General features: G+C 66.7%; 13 protein-coding genes. 7 read left to right on the forward strand and 6 right to left on the reverse strand.

Going from position 1 to position 18,313, the window contains the following annotated elements; translation table 11 throughout:
• Positions 1 to 159: 159 nt before the first annotated feature.
• Positions 160 to 1,476: an MFS transporter gene (locus NG900_RS18500; protein WP_252682816.1), complete on the forward strand. Its 1,317-nt coding sequence runs from the start codon at positions 160 to 162 to the stop codon at positions 1,474 to 1,476.
• Between the two features lie 6 nt (positions 1,477 to 1,482).
• Here NG900_RS18500 and arfB read toward each other — a convergent pair whose 3' ends face one another.
• Positions 1,483 to 1,917 (reverse strand): alternative ribosome rescue aminoacyl-tRNA hydrolase ArfB, encoded by a 435-nt coding sequence (gene arfB, locus NG900_RS18505; RefSeq protein ID WP_252682844.1) that lies wholly within the window; start codon positions 1,915 to 1,917, stop codon positions 1,483 to 1,485.
• A 59-nt stretch (positions 1,918 to 1,976) separates the two neighbouring features.
• Here arfB and trhA point away from each other — a divergent pair, with 59 nt between their 5' ends.
• A complete protein-coding gene (gene trhA / locus NG900_RS18510) occupies positions 1,977 to 2,594 on the forward strand; it encodes a PAQR family membrane homeostasis protein TrhA (protein WP_252682817.1) in 618 nt (205 codons plus the stop codon).
• Between the two features lie 62 nt (positions 2,595 to 2,656).
• On the opposite strand, the gene NG900_RS18515 is transcribed toward trhA, so the two are convergent.
• The 4 genes from NG900_RS18515 to NG900_RS18530 form a co-directional block, all read right to left on the reverse strand.
• A complete protein-coding gene (locus tag NG900_RS18515) occupies positions 2,657 to 4,366 on the reverse strand; it encodes a long-chain fatty acid--CoA ligase (protein ID WP_252682818.1) in 1,710 nt (569 codons plus the stop codon).
• A gap of 164 nt (positions 4,367 to 4,530) precedes the next feature.
• On the reverse strand, positions 4,531 to 5,625 hold the full coding sequence (locus tag NG900_RS18520) for an aminopeptidase (protein WP_252682819.1): 1,095 nt from the start codon (positions 5,623 to 5,625) through the stop codon (positions 4,531 to 4,533).
• 10 nt (positions 5,626 to 5,635) lie between these two features.
• Positions 5,636 to 7,726, reverse strand: coding sequence for a molybdopterin-containing oxidoreductase family protein (locus tag NG900_RS18525; protein WP_252682820.1), 2,091 nt, complete (start codon positions 7,724 to 7,726; stop codon positions 5,636 to 5,638).
• Positions 7,727 to 7,798: 72 nt separating this feature from the next.
• The gene (locus NG900_RS18530; protein WP_252682821.1) at positions 7,799 to 8,830 is read right to left on the reverse strand and encodes a LacI family DNA-binding transcriptional regulator; all 1,032 of its coding nucleotides are present in this window, start codon (positions 8,828 to 8,830) and stop codon (positions 7,799 to 7,801) included.
• A 224-nt stretch (positions 8,831 to 9,054) separates the two neighbouring features.
• Between NG900_RS18530 and ptsP the strand changes: the two genes are divergently transcribed.
• The 4 genes from ptsP to NG900_RS18550 all read left to right on the forward strand — a co-directional run bounded on the left by ptsP (position 9,055) and on the right by NG900_RS18550 (position 15,592).
• Positions 9,055 to 11,607 carry a phosphoenolpyruvate--protein phosphotransferase gene (ptsP, locus tag NG900_RS18535; RefSeq protein WP_252682822.1) on the forward strand — a complete coding sequence of 851 codons (2,553 nt, stop codon included), beginning with the start codon at positions 9,055 to 9,057 and terminating at the stop codon, positions 11,605 to 11,607.
• A complete protein-coding gene (gene pfkB, locus NG900_RS18540) occupies positions 11,604 to 12,554 on the forward strand; it encodes a 1-phosphofructokinase (protein ID WP_252682823.1) in 951 nt (316 codons plus the stop codon). The genes ptsP and pfkB overlap by 4 nt, the downstream gene beginning before the upstream one ends.
• Before the next feature lie 33 nt (positions 12,555 to 12,587).
• Positions 12,588 to 14,294, forward strand: coding sequence for a PTS fructose transporter subunit IIC (locus tag NG900_RS18545; protein ID WP_252682824.1), 1,707 nt, complete (start codon positions 12,588 to 12,590; stop codon positions 14,292 to 14,294).
• A gap of 140 nt (positions 14,295 to 14,434) precedes the next feature.
• On the forward strand, positions 14,435 to 15,592 hold the full coding sequence (locus NG900_RS18550) for an ABC transporter substrate-binding protein (RefSeq protein WP_252682825.1): 1,158 nt from the start codon (positions 14,435 to 14,437) through the stop codon (positions 15,590 to 15,592).
• A 57-nt stretch (positions 15,593 to 15,649) separates the two neighbouring features.
• Here the strand turns inward: NG900_RS18550 and argE are convergent, their stop codons facing one another.
• Entirely contained in the window at positions 15,650 to 16,852 is a 1,203-nt protein-coding gene (argE, locus tag NG900_RS18555) for an acetylornithine deacetylase (RefSeq protein ID WP_252682826.1), read from the reverse strand.
• 262 nt (positions 16,853 to 17,114) lie between these two features.
• Here argE and NG900_RS18560 point away from each other — a divergent pair, with 262 nt between their 5' ends.
• A complete protein-coding gene (locus tag NG900_RS18560) occupies positions 17,115 to 18,305 on the forward strand; it encodes a M20 aminoacylase family protein (RefSeq protein ID WP_252682827.1) in 1,191 nt (396 codons plus the stop codon).
• The last annotated feature ends 8 nt before the right edge of the window (positions 18,306 to 18,313 follow it).

Below are 18,313 nucleotides of genomic sequence, written 5' to 3' on the forward strand. Positions count from 1 at the left end.
TTTGCCCGCCGCCCCTCTCCTTGGCGGGCGCAGGAAGGCACCTTCGGGTGCCTTTTTGCATGGTCGGCCATCCGCCCAGAATTGAGCCCTCTGGCAGCACAGCGCACAATGAGCGGCCTTTCATAACCACAACAACGCGACCCCCTACGGGAGACCTGCATGTCCTCTTCCACTTCCCCCGCCATGGCGCCCTCCGCACCCGGCACGGCCGCCGAAACCAGCCGCTCACGCATCGTCTTTGCGAGCTTCATCGGCACGGCCATCGAGTTCTACGATTTCTACGTCTACGCCACGGCCGCAGCGCTGGTGATCGGGCCGGTGTTCTTTCCGCATGGCTCGGCCACGGCGCAGGCGCTGTCGGCGTTCGTCACATTCGGGATCGCCTTTATTGCGCGGCCGATCGGCTCGTTCCTGTTCGGCCACTTCGGCGATCGCATCGGGCGCAAATCCACCTTGGTCGCTTCACTTCTGGTGATGGGCGTATCGACCACGCTGATCGGGCTCGTGCCGGGGTATGACAGCATCGGCACGCTGGCGCCAATCCTGCTGTGCGTGCTGCGCTTCGGCCAGGGTATCGGCCTGGGCGGTGAATGGGGCGGCGCGGCGCTGCTGGCGACCGAGAACGCGCCGGCAGGCAAGCGCGCATGGTTCGGCATGTTTCCGCAGTTGGGGCCGTCAGTGGGCTTCCTGGCCTCGAACGGGCTGTTCTTCGGGCTGGCGATCGCGCTGTCGGACGAGCAGTTCCGCAGCTGGGGCTGGCGCGTGCCGTTCCTGGTGAGCGCAGTGCTGGTGGCGCTGGGCCTGTATGTGCGATTGAAGATCGCCGAGACGCCCGCCTTCCAGGCTGCCATCGACCGCCAGGAACGCGTGAAGGTGCCGGTCGCCACGCTGCTCGCGCACCACTGGTGGCCGACGCTGCTGGGCGCGCTCGCCATGGTGGTCTGCTACACGCTGTTCTATATCTCGACGGTGTTCTCCCTGTCGTACGGCGTGAGCACGCTGCACTTCTCGCGCCCGAGCTTCCTGGGGCTGCTGTGCCTGGCGGTGGTGTTCATGGGGCTGGCAACGCCGCTGTCGGCGTGGGCGTCCGACCGCTTTGGGCGCAAGCCGGTGCTGATCGTCGGCATCATCGCGGCCATCCTGTCGGGCTTTACGATGGCGCCGCTGCTGGGTAGCGGGCAAACGCCGCTGGTGGCGCTGTTCCTCATCATCGAGCTGTTCCTGATGGGCGTGACCTTCGCGCCGATGGGCGCGCTGCTGCCGGAGCTGTTCCCGACCAACGTGCGCTACACGGGCGCAGGCGTGTCGTACAACCTGGGCGGCATTCTGGGTGCGTCGATTGCGCCGTACATCGCGCAGGTGCTTGCGGCGCAGGGGGGCTTGAGCTGGGTGGGGATGTATGTGTCGACGGCGGCTGCCGTCAGCCTGATCGGCGTGCTGTGCATGCGCGAGACGCGCGACGCGAGCTTGATGTAAGCCGCGTTAGTCCCACGAACTACCGCCGGAGCGCCCGCGCTTGATGTCGCTACGCGCGCGCTTGCCCTCCAAACGGCGGATCTTGGAAGCGCGCGTGGGCTTGGTGGCAATGCGCGACTTGGGCACCGAGAGCCCAGTCGCGATGAACGCTGCCAACCGCTCACGGGCATCCTGGCGGTTGCGGTCTTGAGTCCGGAAGCGCTGCGCGTCGATCACGAAGACGCCCTGGTCGGTCAAACGGCGGTCGCGCTTTGCCAACAGGCGAGCGCGCACCGCGTCCGGCAACGCGGGCGATTGGGCGATATCAAAGCGCAGCTCCACGGCCGTCGATACCTTGTTAATGTTCTGCCCACCGGCCCCGCTCGCGCGCACGAAGCGCTCCACCAGTTCCGATTCCGGAATGGACAAATGGGACGTGATTTTGAGGTCGGTGCCGGGCATGGCGGGATTGTAGTTCGCCAGAATGCGCATCAACCGAGTTCGCCTGGAGAGTTCAACGCATGTATCACGGAGAACGTTTCAACGGCTTCAGCCACTTGGCCGGCGCCATCCTTGCTGCCGCTGGCATGGCGGTGCTGGTGACATCCTCGGCGCTGCACCACGATGCCTGGAAAGTGGTCAGCTCCGTGGTCTACGGCACCACGCTGGTCTTGCTCTACACCATCTCGACGCTGTATCACAGCCTGCGCGGGCCGGCCAAGGGCATCTTCCAGCGGCTGGACTATTGCGCCATCTACCTGCTGATTGCCGGCAGCTATACGCCGTTTGCGCTGGTGACGCTGCGCGGTCCGTGGGGCTGGACGCTGTTCGGCATCATCTGGGCGCTGGCGGCCATCGGCATCGCGCAGGAACTCTGGATCGGCCGCCGCACACGCGTTTTCTCGCTGCTGATCTATGTGGTGATGGGTTGGCTGGTGCTGATTGCGATGGGCCCGCTGGCGGCCGCGCTGCCCGCGCCGGGCCTGTGGTGGCTGGTGGCAGGCGGTGCGCTCTATACCGCGGGCATCGGTTTCTTCGTCTTTGACGAGCGCGTGCGGCACTTTCACGGCATCTGGCATGTGTTTGTGCTGGCAGGGAGTGCGTGCCAGTTCGTCAGCATCCTGCTGTACGTCGGTTAGCCAGCCCCGACAAATAGAAAAGCCGCGAATCCTCGCGGCTTTTTCTTTGCGCTGACGCAGACTCAGGCCCGCTTCTTCACCGCCTCATCGCGCAGCTCACGCCGCAGGATCTTACCAACGTTCGTCTTCGGCAGCTCGTTGCGGAACTCGATGAACTTCGGACGCTTGTAGCCGGTGAGCTGATCCTTGCAGAACTCCTGCAGCTTGGCTTCGGTGAGCGTCGGGTCGCGGCGCACCACGAACAGCTTCACCACCTCGCCCGAGTGCACGTCGGGCACGCCCACGGCGGCCACTTCCAGCACGCCCGGGCACATCGCCACCACGCCTTCGATCTCGTTCGGATACACGTTGAAGCCCGACACCAGGATCATGTCCTTCTTGCGATCGACGATCTTGGTAAAGCCGCGCTCGTCCATCACGCCTACGTCGCCGGTCTTGAAGAAGCCATCGGCGTACATGACCTTGGCGGTCTCATCCGGGCGCTTCCAGTAGCCGGCCATGACCTGAGGGCCGCGAATGCAGATTTCGCCAGGCTGGCCGATCGGCTGATCGTGGCCTTCGTCATCGCGGATGGCGATTTCGGTGGACGGGATCGGCAGGCCGACGGTGCCCGAGAACTTGTCGGTATTGGTCGGGTTGCAGATGGCCGACGGCGAGGTTTCCGACAAGCCATAGCCTTCGATGATCGGGCAGCCCGTCACCTCGAGCCACTTCTTGGCCACGGCCTCCTGCACCGCCATGCCGCCGCCGTTGGCCACACGCAGGTTGGAGCAGTCGACGTCCTTGAACTCGGGGTTGTTCAGCAGCGCGTTGTACAGCGTGTTCACGGCCGGGAACATGTGGAAGCGATACTCCTTGAGCACCTTGATGAAGCCCGGGATGTCGCGCGGGTTCGGGATCAGCACCGCCAGCCCGCCCTTGCGCATCGACAGCAGGCAGCACACCGTCAGCGCAAAGATGTGATACATCGGCAGCGCGGTGATGGTGATGATTTCTTCGTCGGCAGCCAGCATGCGGCCGTCGCGACCGGGCTTGGTGAGCGCCGGGTTCATCCATGCCTCGGACTGCAGCACGTTGGCGACGATGTTCCGGTGCAGCAGCGTCGCGCCCTTCGACACGCCGGTCGTGCCGCCCGTGTACTGAAGGAAGGCCACGTCATCCGGCCCGACGGAAGTCGGCTTGAGCGTCTGCTTGGCGCCCTCTTCCAGCGCGGTGTTGAAGCGGATGCAGTTGGGCAACTCCCACGCCGGCACCATCTTCTTGACGTTGCGCACGACAAAGTTGACCAGCATGCCCTTGAGGCCGCCGAGCAGGTCGCCCATGCTGGCCACCACGATGTGCTTGACCGGCGTGTTGGGCAGCACCTGCTGCAGCGTCGTCGCGAAGTTCTCCAGGATGATGATGGCTTCAGCGCCGCTGTCCTTGAGCTGGTGTTCCAGTTCGCGCGGGGTGTAGAGCGGGTTGACGTTGACGACCACGTAACCGGCGCGCAGCACGGCGGCCAGCGCCACGGGGTACTGCAGCACGTTCGGCATCATCAGCGCAACGCGGGCGCCCGGCGCCAGGCCGCGCGATTGCAGCCATGCCGCCAGCTGGCGCGAGAGCGTATCGAGCTCGCCGTAGGTCAGCACCTTGCCCATGCATTCAAACGCACGGCGGTTGCGGTTCTTCTGGAAAGAATCCTCAAGCAGATGGGCCAGCGATCGATACTGCGAGGCATCGATCTCGGCCGGCACCCCGGCGGGGTACTGCTTCAGCCACGGTTTATCCATGGGTGTGTCTCCTGGGCGATTGTCGATTTTTTTTCGAATGGTCGTTCGATTTTTTCCGCATCGTACGCGGATGTTTGTGTCAAAACAATAACTTAGACAGTTCCCTCAGACGCGCCTTGAACACCCCGGCATGCTTGAAACTGGTGCAGAAACTGTCGCTGGCATCACTTTTGCGTCGCTGTGCCGTCCGTCAGTGCGGGCGGTGCGAGCCGCCGCAACGCCGCCTCGCGCTCCGGTTTGGGCTCGCGTGCCATGGCCTTGACGTCGGCGTAGAAGCGCGCCCAGTCGCCGCCATCTCGGCGGTACAGTGCCGTGAATGCCGGCACCCACTCCAGGTAGCTCGCCACCGCGCCCAGATGCGCGTTCGACAGCGGCTGCGCAAACCAGCGGTCGTAGCCGGTATAGCCGCCCCAGCTTGCCTTGAGCTTGGCGTAGTCGGCCTGCAGGCTCGCGAAGATGGTGCGCTTGCCCGCACGCTTTTCATCGTCGGACACTGGGCTCGCGTACAGCCTTTCCAACCGATTGCGGTAGTCCAGCAACAGGGCGCGGAATTGTACGCGGCGGGCATCGTATGTGGCGTATTCGGCGCGGATGTCCGGCGTGGCGGCATCGGCCAGCCAGCGTTCGACGCCGATCGTCTCGACCGTGGTGGCGAACGATTCGTTGAACGCCGTATCGCCCTTGGCATAGACCACCTGGTGCGCGAGCTCATGAAAAATCAGCCGCGCGAGTTCGCCCTCGGGCAGGCCGACGAAGGTGTTGAGCAGCGGGTCGTCGAAATAACCCAGTGTGGAATACGCAGGAATGCCGGCCACGTCCACGTCCAGTCCCTGGGCGCGCAGGGTGTCGGCGTAGGCTGTGGCGGCGTTGCGGTCGTAGTAGCCGCGATACGTCACGCAACCGACAACGAGGAAACACCACTCCTTGAGCTTGACCGACAGCTCCGGCGCGGCAAACACGTTCCACACCGCGAACGGGCGCTTGAGGTTGGCATACACGCGATAACTGCCGTTGTCTGGCAGGCCCAGCTCGCGCGAGGCATAGATGCGGATGCTGCGGGCATCCTCCAGGCGCTTGGCGAGCGTGTCGTTGTGCGTGGCGCGTGCGTCTTCGATAGCCTGGTCGATCGACTCGCGCTGCGCCATCAGCGAGAGATGCCCGGTGACCGACTGGTAGTAATAGCCGACGGTGTCACAGCCGGCCAGCAGCACCGAACCGGCCAGCGACAACGCGAGGCACAGCGCGCGTGCGGCACGCATGATCGCCTCGTCAGGCAGGCTGCGCGACCGGGGCGACCTCCACCAGGCAATCGTAGAAGGTGGGTGCGCGGCCCATGTCGGTCAGGCGCTGGCTGGTCAGCTCGTTGGCGTTGGTGCCGTCAGGCGCGAGCTTCTTCCACCAGATCGACAGGCCGACCACCACCCCGCGCCGGGCGCGATCCGTCACGCGGGCGCGCGCCTGCATCGTGCCGCGGTCGTTGAAGATGCGAACGAGTTCGCCGTCGACCACACCGCGCGGCAGTGCATCGTCAGGGTGGATGTCGAGATGCGGCTCGCCCTCGGTGCTGCGCAGGCTGTCAACGTTGACGAACGTGGAGTTCAAGAAATTGCGCGCCGGCGGCGAGATCATCGACAGCGGATAGCGCTTGGCCAGTTCCGGCGTGCTAACGGCCGATTCGTGCGGCGGCACATAGCCGGGCAGCGGGTCGAGCCCGTCTTTCGCCATCCGCTCGGAATAGAACTCGCAGCGGCCGGACGGCGTGCGATAGCCGCCACGCGCAAGCGGCGCGGCGGGGTGCGCCAACTTTTGCCAGCCCTCGCGCTTGAGCGTTTCCCAGTCGATGTGCGCGGCGGCGGGGTCGTCGCGGCGCACCGCCTGGGCGGCGATGTCGTCATCGGAATCGGCGAAACAGGCATCGGCAAAACCCATGCGCTGCGCGAGTCGGCGGAAGATCTCGGTGTTCGGCAACGACTGCCCCATCGGCGCGATGGCCGCGTTATTGGCCAGCACGTAAGTGTGGCCGTAGGCCTTGTGCACATCCACGTGTTCGAGCTGCGTGGTGGCGGGCAACAGGATGTCGGCGTAGTCGGCGGTGTCGGTCTGGAAGTGCTCCAGCACCACGGTGAAGAGGTCTTCGCGCGCAAAGCCGGCTGCCACCTTGCGCGAGTCCGGTGCCACGGCCACGGGGTTGCTGTTGTAGACGACCACCGCTTCCACCTTCGGGCCGAACGACGCATCGCCCGTATGCAGGAGCGCATCGCCGATGGTGCTCATGTTGATCGTGCGCGGAAGCCCATGGGGCAGCAGGTCCGGGCGCTGCAGCTTGGCGTTGTCGATGGGAAAAAAGCCCGACGTCGACAGTTGCAACCCACCCGCCGCATCGCGCCATGCCCCCACCAGCGACGGCAAGCACGCCACCGCGCGCACACCCTGCCCGCCGCCGTGAGCGCGCTGCATGCCGTAGTTCAGGCGGATGGCGGCCGGCTGCCTGTCGCGCACGACCGTCGTGCCGTACAGCTTGGCGAGCCACTCGATATCCGCCGCCTCGATGCCGCACAGCGTGGCCGCATATTCAGGCGTGTATTGCTGTGCACGCTCGCGCAGCGCATCGAAGCCGAGCGTCTGGTTGGCGATGTAATCGTGGTCAAGCAAGTCATCGCGGATCAGCACGTGGATCATTGCCAGCGCCAGCGCCGCATCGGTGCCGGGGCGCACGGCCAGATGGCGATGGCACTTCTCGGCCGTCAGCGAGCGGTACGGATCAATCGCGACCAGCGTGGCGCCGCGCCGCTTGGCTTCCTGCGCGCGCGTCCAGAAGTGCAGGTTCGAGGCGATCGGGTTGGCGCCCCAGATCAGGATCAGCTTGGCATCCTGCACGTGTTCGATGTCCATGCCGAGGCTCGCGCCGTACGTGTAGCGCAGCGCCGTCGCGCCGGCCGACGCGCAGATGGTGCGATCGAGCAGCGATGCCCCCAGCTTGTGGAAAAAGCGCGCGGCCATGCTCTCGCCTTGCACCAGCCCCATGGTGCCGGCGTAGCTGTACGGGAGGATGCCTTCCGGGTTGCGCGCTGCAATGTCGCCCAGGCGCGCGGCGATGGTGTCGAGCGCCTCGTCCCAGGTGATGGGCGTGAACTTGCCCTCGCCCTTCGCGCCCACGCGCTTCATCGGCGTGAGCAGACGGTTCGGGTGATACGTGCGTTCGGTGTAGCGGTTGACCTTGGTGCAGAGCACGCCGGCCGTGGTCGGGTGTTCCGGGTCGCCTTGCACGCGGGTGGCGCGGCCGTCTTCCACGGTGACGAGCAAGGCGCAGGTGTCGGGGCAATCGTGCGGGCAGGCGGCACGGATGACTTGGGTGGACATCGGAGGCTCCGGAATGGGGTGGCGGCCAGACAACATACGCGGCCGCGTTGATCCGGAAATTGTAATCGCGCGCTATGCCCCACGCATCCGCATGGTCTCCCCACCCAGCGACATGGTCGCCCCACGTAGTGGCGTCGAACCCCGTGTCACCAGTCGGCCGGTCAACAAGACACGCCGGGCCGGCAATGCCGGCTGCGCAAGCCGGTCCTGCAGCATCGCCATCGCCATGCGGCCGATGTCGTACACCGGCTGCTCGATCACGGTGATGCCGGGGCCGGTGAGTTCGGTCCAAGGTTCGTTGTCAAAACCGGCGACGGCAATGTCCTGCGGCACGTCCAGCGACAGGCGGCGCAACGCGCGCAGCACCCCGAGCAGCGATTGCGCGTTGCTCGCGACCAGCGCCTCGGGCCGATCGTCGGCCGACAGCCACGCGAGCGCCTCGGCCTCAGCGGCCTCGGCCGTCGGCAGGATGAAGCGCGCTTCGGCGCTCAGGCCATGGCGCGCCAGCGCGGCGGCAAAGCCGGCCTGGCGTTCGGCGCCCGTGCTGCTGGTACGCCCGAAGAGGCCGCCGATGCGACGATAGCCCTGCGCGACCAAGTGCTCGGCCAGCGCCTGCGCAGCCTGCTGGTTGTCGAGCACGACGGCATCGGTGCCGCACGCCGGACCGGCACGGTCGATAAGCACCACCGGATAGCCCGGGTCCACCGCCCGCTGCGCCTCGGCAATGCCGCGCGTGGGCGAGAGAATCACCCCCGTCACCCGCTCCTCCTCCATCAGGCGCAGGTACATCGCCTCCTTGTCCGGGTCTTCGTCGGAATTGCACAAGATCACGCGCAACCCCGCGGCATAGGCGGCGTCTTCCACCGCGCGGCTGACACTGGTGAAGAAGGGATTGCGGATGTCCGACACGATCAGCCCGACGGTCTGCGCCTGCTGCGAGCGCAGCCGCCGCGCCGACAGGTTCGGCCGATACCCCGACGCCGCCACCGCTGCATCGACGCGCCGGCGCAGTTCCGCGCTCACCGGGCCACCGGCCAGCGCGCGCGACACCGTTGCCACCGACACGCCCGCTGCTGCCGCCACGTCCTTGATTCGCACCGTCATGCTGAAATCGTTTCCAAATAAAGTGCCATGATAGCCAAAGCCGACGCCGCCACCAACGCCGCGCTTTCTCAGGGAAAACCCCGTGAACAGCGGAATATCAGTCACTTGGCGCCGCATCGCACATTGACACTCGAACTGTAATCGATTTCAATTTGACCACATCAACGACACGCAAAGCCGCGCCTTCGAGTCCGAGCGCGGCCACCCGCAGGAGACTCCGCCGCATGGCTTCCGCCCTCATCTGCGCCGAACGCATCCGTCTACAACAACGCGCCACCGACAAGGAAAGCGCCATCCGCGCTGCCGGCCAACTGCTGGCCGATTCAGGCTGCATCGACACCGCTTACATCGACAGCCTGCTGCGTCGCGAAACCGTGGCCAACACCTTCCTTGGGCACGGCGTCGCCATTCCGCATGGCATGGGCGAAGACCGCCACCTGATCCGCCAGACGGGCATCGCGGTGCTGCAGTTTCCCGAGGGGCTGGAATGGCATCCCGGGCAGACCACGCACCTCGTCTTCGCCATTGCCGCGCAATCGGACGAGCACATCACGCTGCTGCGCCGGCTCACCCGGCTGCTGAACGACGATGTGCGGCTGCGCGAGCTTTTCGCCACGCAAGACGCCGAGGACATCGTCACCGCACTGTCGGGCGATGCCGCCGCCCCGGCCGCAAGCACGCCCGGCACCGATCTGGCCGAGCAGCGCGCGCTCACGCTGGACTACCCGAGCGGCCTGCACGCCCGCCCCGCTGCACAGTGGGTCGAGGCGGCGCGCCGGTTTGCTGCACGCATCCAGGTGCGTCATGGGGACGAAACGGCCGATGCGAAGAACCTCGTTGCGCTGCTGCAGTTGGGGCTAGCGGCGGGCGCCAAGCTGACGCTGTCGGCGGACGGGCCTGATGCCGCCGCCGCGCTGGACGCCCTGCAGCAGACCATTCGCGGCCTGACGGCGCAGGAGCGCGCCCAGGCGACGCGCGATGCGCAGGCCGCCCGCACGCGCCAGAGCACACACGGCTGGCAAGCCGACGCCGCATTGCCCGCTATCGGCGGCATCGGCGCGAGCCCCGGGCTGGCCATCGGCCCCATCCACGTGCTGCAGCATGGCGCGGCAGCCGTGCCCGATCACCCGGTTGCGCTGACCACCGGCGGGGATCTGCTGGACAAGGCACTCGCCGATACGCGTGCCGAGCTGGCCGCGCTCGCACAGGACACCGCGGCGCGTCTGGGCGACGCAGAAGCCGGCATCTTCAAGGCGCAGGCCGAACTGCTGGGCGATACCGATCTCATGACGCTCACCTGCCAGGCGATGGTCGAAGGGCACGGCGTGGCTTGGTCGTGGCATCAGGCGGTGGAACGTCTGGCCGAGCGTCTCGCCGCGCTGGGCAACCCGCTGCTGGCCGCGCGCGCGGCTGACCTGCGCGACGTGGGCCGGCGCGTGCTGGGGCACCTCGACCCATCGCTGCGCGGTGCGGCCCAGGCGCTGCCGGACACGCCGTGCATTCTCGTGGCGGCAGACCTGTCGCCCTCGGACACGGCCACGTTGGACGCACGGCGCATCCTCGGCATCGTCACGGCGCAGGGCGGGCCGACTTCGCATACCGCCATCCTGACGCGCACGCTGGGCATTCCGGCCGTGGTGGCCGCGGGCCCCGCGGTGCTGGATGTGGCGCCCGGCACGCAGGCCATCGTCGATGGCACGGGCGGCCGGCTGGTGCTCGATCCGGATGCGGCGAGCATCAAGAGCGCCCGCGCCTGGCTGCAGGATGAAACCGCCCGCGCCCAGCGTGAACAGGCGGAACGCAACCTGCCGGCACGCACGCGTGATGGCCATACCGTCGAGATCGCCGCCAACGTCAACCTGCCTGCGCAGGCCACCGAAGCGATCTCGCTCGGCGCGGAAGGCGTCGGCCTCATGCGCACCGAGTTCCTCTTCCTCGAGCGCGACCACGCACCCGACGAAGACGCGCAATACACCGTCTACGCCGACATGCTCCAGGCATTGAATGGCCGTCCGCTGATCGTGCGTACGCTCGACATCGGTGGCGACAAGCAGGTGCCGCACCTGAACCTGCCCACGGAAGAGAACCCCTTCCTCGGCGTGCGCGGCGCGCGCCTGCTGCTGCGCCGGCCCGACCTCATTGAGCCGCAGCTGCGCGCGCTCTATCGCGCAGCGCGTGATGCCGGCAACGCTGGCAACGGCAGCGCACTGTCGATCATGTTCCCGATGATCACATCGGTGGACGAGGTGACCGCCCTGCGCGCCGCCTGCGAGCGTATCCGCGTGGAGGTCGGTGCGCCTGCGGTACCGCTGGGCATCATGGTTGAGGTACCGGCCGCCGCGCTGCTGGCTGATCGCCTGGCCGAGCATGTGGACTTCTTTTCCGTCGGCACCAACGACCTCACGCAATACACGCTGGCGATCGACCGTCAGCATCCCGATCTCGCCGCCGAGGCCGACAGCCTGCACCCGGCGGTGCTGCGCCTGATCCAGCAGACGGTGCAAGGCGCCGCGCGCCATGGCCGCTGGGTGGGCGTGTGCGGTGGCCTGGCGGGCGATCCGCTGGGCGCGCTGCTTCTCACGGGGCTGGGGGTGAACGAGCTCTCGATGAGCCCGCGTGACATTCCCGCCGTCAAGGCGAGGCTCCGTGCGGTCGAACAGTCCGCCCTGTCTGCACTGGCAAGCCGTGCGCTGGCGTGCGCGTCGGCGCAGGACGTCCGCACGCTCGAAACTGCCCTGCCCCTGATGGCGGATGGCAAGGAAATGGCGACAGCATGAGCACGCGCATCGTTACCGTCACACTGAACCCGGCCATCGACATGACGATCGGGCTGGACCGCCTCGAACCCGGCCGCGTCAACCTCGGCCGCGGCGTCGCGCACCAAGCGGGCGGAAAAGGCGTCAACGTGGCCAGCTGCCTGGCCGACTGGCAGGTGCCCGTCGTAGCCACGGGCCTGCTCGGCAACGCCAACGCCGAACTGTTCGAGGCGCTGTTTGCACGCAAGGGCGTGGTCGACGCCTTCTGCCGCGTACCCGGCAGCAACCGCACGAACATCAAGATCAGCGACGCCGCCAATGGTCAGACCACCGACATCAATCTGCCCGGCATCTCCGCCACACCGGCGGACGTGCAGGCGTTGTCCAAGCGCATCGATGCAGTCCCCGATGTGGCCGGCGTCGCGTTATGCGGAAGCCTGCCCGGCGGACTGCCCGTCGATACCTACGTCGACCTGCTCGCGGGATTGAACCGGCGCGGCGTGCGCACCGTGCTCGACACCAGTGGGGCACCACTCGCCAAAGCACTGGCGGCCCCACGGGAGGCACTGCCCACCGCCATCAAGCCGAACCGGCATGAGCTTGAGCTGTGGGCCGGCGCGCCCCTCCCCACGCTGCTGGATGTTGTGGAAGCGGCACGCATGATCCACGCGGGCGGCGTCGCGCAGGTCGTCGTCTCGTTGGGTGAAGACGGCGCGCTGTTCGTCACTGCCGAAGGCACGTGGCAGGCCTGTCTTCCGCCAGTGCGTGCCGCCAGCACGGTCGGCGCGGGCGACGCCATGGTGGCGGGCTTGCTGGCCGGCTGGCATGCCGGCGCGAGCGCCGAAGACACGGCGCGCCTGTCGGTGGCCTTTGCCGCCTGCAAGCTCCAGCGCCTCGGGCCGCATCTACCGCCGGCCGCGCAAGTCCGCGAGCGGGCCGCTGCCGTACGCATGCAACGCGTGGCGTAAGACCGCGCAGTCACCCTCATCAAGGAGCCGATCATGGCAAACCTGTTGGCAATTCTCGGCGCTGACGGCCGCACGACGCGGGCTATGCTGGCTGGCGCAGCCCTGCGCCACGCCGCGCGTGAATCCGGCTGCAAGCTTGACGTGGACGTGCGCGCGCCGGACACCGCCTCCGTCGTCAACACGTCCGTGCTGGCCACGGCAGATGCCGTCGTGTGGGCAGGGGTCGCTCCGGACGACGCCGCACGCCAGGCCAATCCGCGCACGATTGAAGTCTCGCTCGACGAGGTGCTCGACAACGCCCGCGCCGTGCTCGAACGCATGATGCGCAGCACGCCGGCCGCACCTGCGGCGCACCCGCAGCCCAAGCGCATCGTCGCCATCACCTCGTGCCCGACCGGCATCGCGCACACCTTCATGGCCGCCGAAGCGCTGACGCAGGCGGCCGCCGAGCTCGGCCACGCCATCCATGTCGAAACGCAAGGCTCCGTCGGTGCGCAGAACACGCTGGCGGCCGATGCCATCGCGAACGCAGATCTGGTGCTCATCGCCGCCGACACGCAGGTCGACCTGTCGCGCTTTGCCGGCAAACGGCTCTTCCGCGCTGGCACCAAGGCGGCCATCCACGATGGGCAAGGGCTGATCCGCCGGGCACTGGCCGACGCGACGGTCGAGGCACCTGCCGCGCATGCTGCCGAGACTGCTGCCCCGCCCACCGAGCGCACGGGCCCCTACAAGCATCTGATGACCGGTGTGTCGTTCATGCTGCCGTTCGTGGTGGCGGGCGGCATCTTGATTGCGCTGGCCTTTGCGCTGGGCGGCATCTACGTGACGGACGATGCGGCACGCGGCACGCTGGGCGGCGCACTGTTCCAGATTGGCGCGAAATCCGCCTTTGCGCTGATGGTGCCGGTACTGGCCGGCTACATCGCCTATTCGATTGCCAGCCGTCCCGGCATTGCGCCGGGCATGGTCGGCGGCATGCTGGCGGCCAGCCTGGGAGCGGGTTTCCTGGGCGGCATCGCGGCGGGGTTCGTGGCCGGCTACGGCACGCAAGCCCTCAACCGGTGGCTCAAACTGCCGCGCAACCTCGAAGGCCTCAAGCCCGTGCTGATCCTGCCGGTGCTGGGTTGCCTGCTCACAGGCCTGGTGATGCTGTATGTGGTGGGCGCGCCAGTGGCGGCAGTGCTGAGCGCGCTCACCACCTGGCTGCGCGGCATGCAGGGCGCCAACGCGGTGCCGCTGGGCGCGCTGCTGGGCGGCATGATGGCCTTTGACATGGGCGGCCCGATCAACAAGGCCGCATATGCCTTCAGCACCGGCCTGATCGGCGCACAGGTCTATACGCCAATGGCCGCCACCATGGCCGCGGGCATGACGCCGCCGCTCGGCATTGCACTGGCGGCGTGGCTATTCCCCTCCCGTTTTACCGTCGACGAACGTCAGGCGGCGCGCGCCACGGCCGTGCTGGGCCTCGCGTTCATCAGCGAAGGGGCGATCCCGTACGCCGCACGCGACCCGCTGCGCGTGATCCCGGCCCTGGTGGCGGGGTCGGCATGCGCGGGGGCGCTGTCGATGTGGTTCGGGGTGGAGCTGCGCGTGCCGCACGGCGGTGCGTTCGTCCTGCCGATTCCGAATGCCGTCACGCATCTGGGCGGCTACGTCGTGGCGCTGGCCGTCGGCACGGTGCTCACTGCGGCCCTGCTCGCCGTGCTCAAGCGCCGCGCCCAGGCTGGGGCATAAACCGGCCGCCCCGGCATCGCGCATCAACGGCGTTCCTGTCTCAAAAACGATCAAAAGCGCGGCATTTTCCCTGGCGCTGTTTGCCAGCCCGGCCCGTTTGGCTATGATGCCGGGCAGACCAATCTCTTCGGGGGGAGAGCATGCAGGTACGCAGAATCACGGGGCTGCTGGCAACGTTCGCGGCGGGCGTCATCGGGCTGGCCGCCGGCGGTGCATACGCCGAAACAGGCGTCACCAACGACACCATCCTCATCGGCCAGTCCGCGGCGATGAGCGGCCCGGCCGCGCAGCTCGGCCAGCAGATGAACCTGGGCGCCAAGCTGTACTTCAACGCGGTCAACGCAGCGGGCGGCGTCAACGGCCGCAAGATCGAACTCAAGGTGCTCGACGATTTCTACGAGCCCGACGCCGCCGCACGCAACACCAAGACGCTGGTCGACGACACCAAGGTCTTCGCCCTCTTCGGCTATGTCGGGACACCGACCAGCCTGGCCGCACTCAAGATCGCCAACCCGTCGGGCGTGCCGTTCTTTGCGCCCTACTCTGGCGCGATGGCCCTGCGTGAGCCGTTTGCCCGCAACGTCTTCCACGTGCGCGCCAGCTACAACGACGAAACCGCGGCGATCGTGCAGCAGATCCAGACGACCGGGCTCAAGCGCATCGCCGTGCTCTACAACGACGATGCCTATGGCAAGGCCGGTCTGGACGGCGTGCAACGCGCCCTCAAGCTGCCCGCCGGCCAGGGTGTGTCGCTCGTCGCGCAGGCCAGCATGGTGCGCAACACGACGGACGTGAAAGGCGCGATCGGCACCGTGCTCGCGCAAAAGCCCGACGCCATCGTCGTCATCAGCGCCTACCAGACCGTGGCCGCGCTCGTGAAGCTTGCGCAGGACCAGGGCTTCGGCGGCCAGTTCTACAACGTCTCGTTCGTCGGCACCAAGGCGCTGGCCAACGCGCTGGGCAAGGCCGGCGGCGGCGTGATCATCTCGCAGGTGATGCCGTATCCGTCCAGTGGTGCGTCGCCGCTGGTGCGCGACTACCAGAAGCTGCTCAAGTCCGACGGCATCACCGATTTCGACTACGGCAGCATCGAAGGCTACGTGGCCGCCCGCGTGTTTGTCGAAGGACTCAGACGCGCCGGCCGCGACCTCACGCGCGAGAAGCTGATCACCGCGCTCGAGTCGATGGGCAACTATGACCTGGGCGGCTTCAACGTCAATTTCTCGCCGTCCAACCATGTCGGCTCGAAGTTCGTCGAAATGACGATCATCAACTCGCACGGCCAGGTGATCCGCTGAGCAGGAATCGCCATCGCCAAAAAGAAACCGGGCCATATGCCCGGTTTTTTGTTGCGCTCAGATCGGCTGCAGCTGGGGCTGCCCCTGAGCGAGCCGCCGCATGAAAGCCTCGCATTGCGCGATCTGCGCCAGTTCGATGTACTCGTTGGGCTTGTGGGCCTGCTCGATATTGCCCGGGCCGCACACCACCGTCGGGATGCCCGCGCGCGAGAAGAGCCCAGCCTCGGTACCGTAGTCCACCTTGCCGACTGTGCCGCGGCTGTCGGCCAATGCCTGGGCCAGCGCGACCAGTTCGTGCGCGGGCGAGATCGACAGCCCCGGCGTGTTGGCCTCCAGCGCGAAGCGGATGTCCGCGGTGTCGGAAATCTCACGCATCTGGGGCAGCAGCGTGTGCTGTGCATAGCGTTCGACTTCACTGAAGAGCCAATCCGGATCGGTGCCCGGCAGATAGCGGAAGTCGAAGGTGAACTCGCAATCGCGCGGCACCACGTTGGTCGCAATGCCGCCCTGGATGGTGCCGGTGTTGAGCGTGGTGTGCGGCACGACGAAGGCCGTATCGCGCGCCTCTTCCGCCGTCAGCCGCGCGGCCAGCGAGCGGATATGCGCGATCAGCAGCGCCGCAAATTCGATAGCGTTCACGCCCTGCGGCGTCAACGCGGAATGCGCCTCCTTGCCGCGCACGCAGCAACGATACGCGCGCTTGCCCTTGTGCGCGATGATGGCGCGCATCGAAGTCGGCTCGCCGACAATGCACCCCGCTGGCTGGATGCCGTTGGCCTCCAGGTCACGCAGCAGGCTGCGCACGCCCACGCAACCGATCTCTTCGTCGTACGACAGCGAGAGATGAAAGCCCGCGTCGCCCTCGGCGGCCATGAACGCTGGCACGTGCGCGAGCGCCACGGCGATGAAGCTCTTCATGTCCGCCGAGCCCCGCCCATACAGACGGCCATCACGGATCTGCGCCTCGAACGGGTTGGTGTCCCATGCCTGGCCGTCCACCGGTACCACGTCGGTGTGCCCTGACAGCACCATCCCCGGCTTGCGTCCTGGCGACAGCGTGGCAAACAGGTTGGCTTTTCCGCCGGCAGCGTTATACGTGAGGCGGCACTCCGCACCCTGCGCCTTGAGGCGGTCGCGCACCCATTCGATCAGGCCTAGGTTGGAGTTGCGGCTGACGGTGTCGAAAGCCACGAGCGTGTGGATCAGCTGCAGGACTTCGTCGGAAGGTTGCGATGCGGCGGAGATGGCGTCGGCGGACATGATCGGGCTCGGGTGGTGCTCGTGGTGCTCATCAGGCCGCGGGAGCGACATCGCTTGTTGGCGCGGCCAGCGAGCAGACCTTCAGTGTAGGCGTTTCGGCCAGTCTTCCACCCTGTAAGCAGAAGCGCACAAGCCAGTGCGTAAAGAATCCATACGAAACCGAGCCGTGGGGACGTGCAATCGGGGGATGGCGGGTCGGATATCGCCCGGGGGCGTATCATCGAACGTGATTCCGAACTTTCAGCCAGAACACGAGCAACCCATGAAGCTGATTCCAGAAATCCAAGCCGCGCACGCCGAGATCCAGGCGCTGCGACGCGACATCCACGCGCATCCCGAACTGTGCTTTGAAGAGCAGCGCACATCCGATCTGGTGGCGGCCAAGCTCACCGAATGGGGCATCGAGGTGCATCGCGGCCTCGGCAAGACCGGGCTGGTTGGGGTCATTCGCAACGGCGAGGGCAAGAGCATCGGGTTGCGCGCCGACATGGACGCCCTGCCGCTGGCCGAGGCCAACCAGTTCGAGCATCGTTCCCAACACGAAGGCAAGATGCACGCGTGCGGCCACGACGGCCACACGGCCATGCTGCTCGGTGCTGCCCACTACCTGGCCAAGCACCGCAACTTCAGCGGCACCGTCAACCTCATCTTTCAGCCGGCCGAAGAAGGCGGCGGCGGCGCGCGCGAAATGATCAAGGACGGCCTCTTCGAACGTTTCCCATGCGACGCGGTATTCGGCATGCACAACTGGCCGGGCGTGCCGGTCGGCGCATTCGGCACGCGTGTCGGTGCGCTCATGGCATCGAGCAACGAGTTCCGTATCACCATCAAGGGAAAGGGTGCGCACGCCGCGCTTCCGCACAACGGCAACGATCCGGTGTTTGTCGGCGCGCAGGTGGTCTCGGCGCTGCAGGGCATCATCACGCGCAACAAGCGCCCGATCGACACGGCAGTGCTGTCCGTCACGCAGTTCCATGCTGGCGACGCGACCAACATCATCCCGAATGAGGCATGGATCGGCGGCACGGTGCGGACGTTTTCGACCGAGGTTCTCGACCTCATCGAGCGTCGCATGGAAGAAGTCTCTAAAGGTATCGCCGCCGCATACGATTGCACGATCGATTTCGTCTTCCATCGCAACTATCCGCCGACCGTCAATACGGAAGCGGAAACGCAGTTCGCAGCGGCAGTCATGCGCGAGCTTGTCGGCGCCGACAACGTAGACGCCAATATCGACCCGACCATGGGCGCCGAAGATTTCTCGTTCATGCTGATCGAGAAGCCCGGCTGTTTCGCCTTCATCGGCAACGGAGAGGGGGATCACCGAGAGAGTGGGCATGGGCTGGGGCCGTGCATGCTGCACAACCCGAGTTACGACTTCAACGACGCGCTGCTGCCGTTGGGGGCGACGTACTGGGTGAGGCTGGTGGAGCGGTACCTGGGGCGATCCTGAGGGGCGGG

The sequence above is a fragment of the Ralstonia soli genome, assembly GCF_023955655.1.
Taxonomy (GTDB): domain Bacteria; phylum Pseudomonadota; class Gammaproteobacteria; order Burkholderiales; family Burkholderiaceae; genus Ralstonia; species Ralstonia soli.

Coding starts and splice junctions, on each gene's coding strand:
- NG900_RS18550 (WP_252682825.1), top strand. CDS start 14,435: ATGCAGGTACGCAGAATCACGGGGCTGCTGGCAACGTTCGCGGCGGGC.
- ptsP (WP_252682822.1), top strand. CDS start 9,055: ATGGCTTCCGCCCTCATCTGCGCCGAACGCATCCGTCTACAACAACGC.
- NG900_RS18515 (WP_252682818.1), bottom strand. CDS start 4,366: ATGGATAAACCGTGGCTGAAGCAGTACCCCGCCGGGGTGCCGGCCGAG.
- NG900_RS18500 (WP_252682816.1), top strand. CDS start 160: ATGTCCTCTTCCACTTCCCCCGCCATGGCGCCCTCCGCACCCGGCACG.
- argE (WP_252682826.1), bottom strand. CDS start 16,852: ATGTCCGCCGACGCCATCTCCGCCGCATCGCAACCTTCCGACGAAGTC.
- NG900_RS18545 (WP_252682824.1), top strand. CDS start 12,588: ATGGCAAACCTGTTGGCAATTCTCGGCGCTGACGGCCGCACGACGCGG.
- NG900_RS18530 (WP_252682821.1), bottom strand. CDS start 8,830: ATGACGGTGCGAATCAAGGACGTGGCGGCAGCAGCGGGCGTGTCGGTG.
- pfkB (WP_252682823.1), top strand. CDS start 11,604: ATGAGCACGCGCATCGTTACCGTCACACTGAACCCGGCCATCGACATG.
- NG900_RS18525 (WP_252682820.1), bottom strand. CDS start 7,726: ATGTCCACCCAAGTCATCCGTGCCGCCTGCCCGCACGATTGCCCCGAC.
- trhA (WP_252682817.1), top strand. CDS start 1,977: ATGTATCACGGAGAACGTTTCAACGGCTTCAGCCACTTGGCCGGCGCC.
- arfB (WP_252682844.1), bottom strand. CDS start 1,917: ATGCCCGGCACCGACCTCAAAATCACGTCCCATTTGTCCATTCCGGAA.
- NG900_RS18520 (WP_252682819.1), bottom strand. CDS start 5,625: ATGCGTGCCGCACGCGCGCTGTGCCTCGCGTTGTCGCTGGCCGGTTCG.
- NG900_RS18560 (WP_252682827.1), top strand. CDS start 17,115: ATGAAGCTGATTCCAGAAATCCAAGCCGCGCACGCCGAGATCCAGGCG.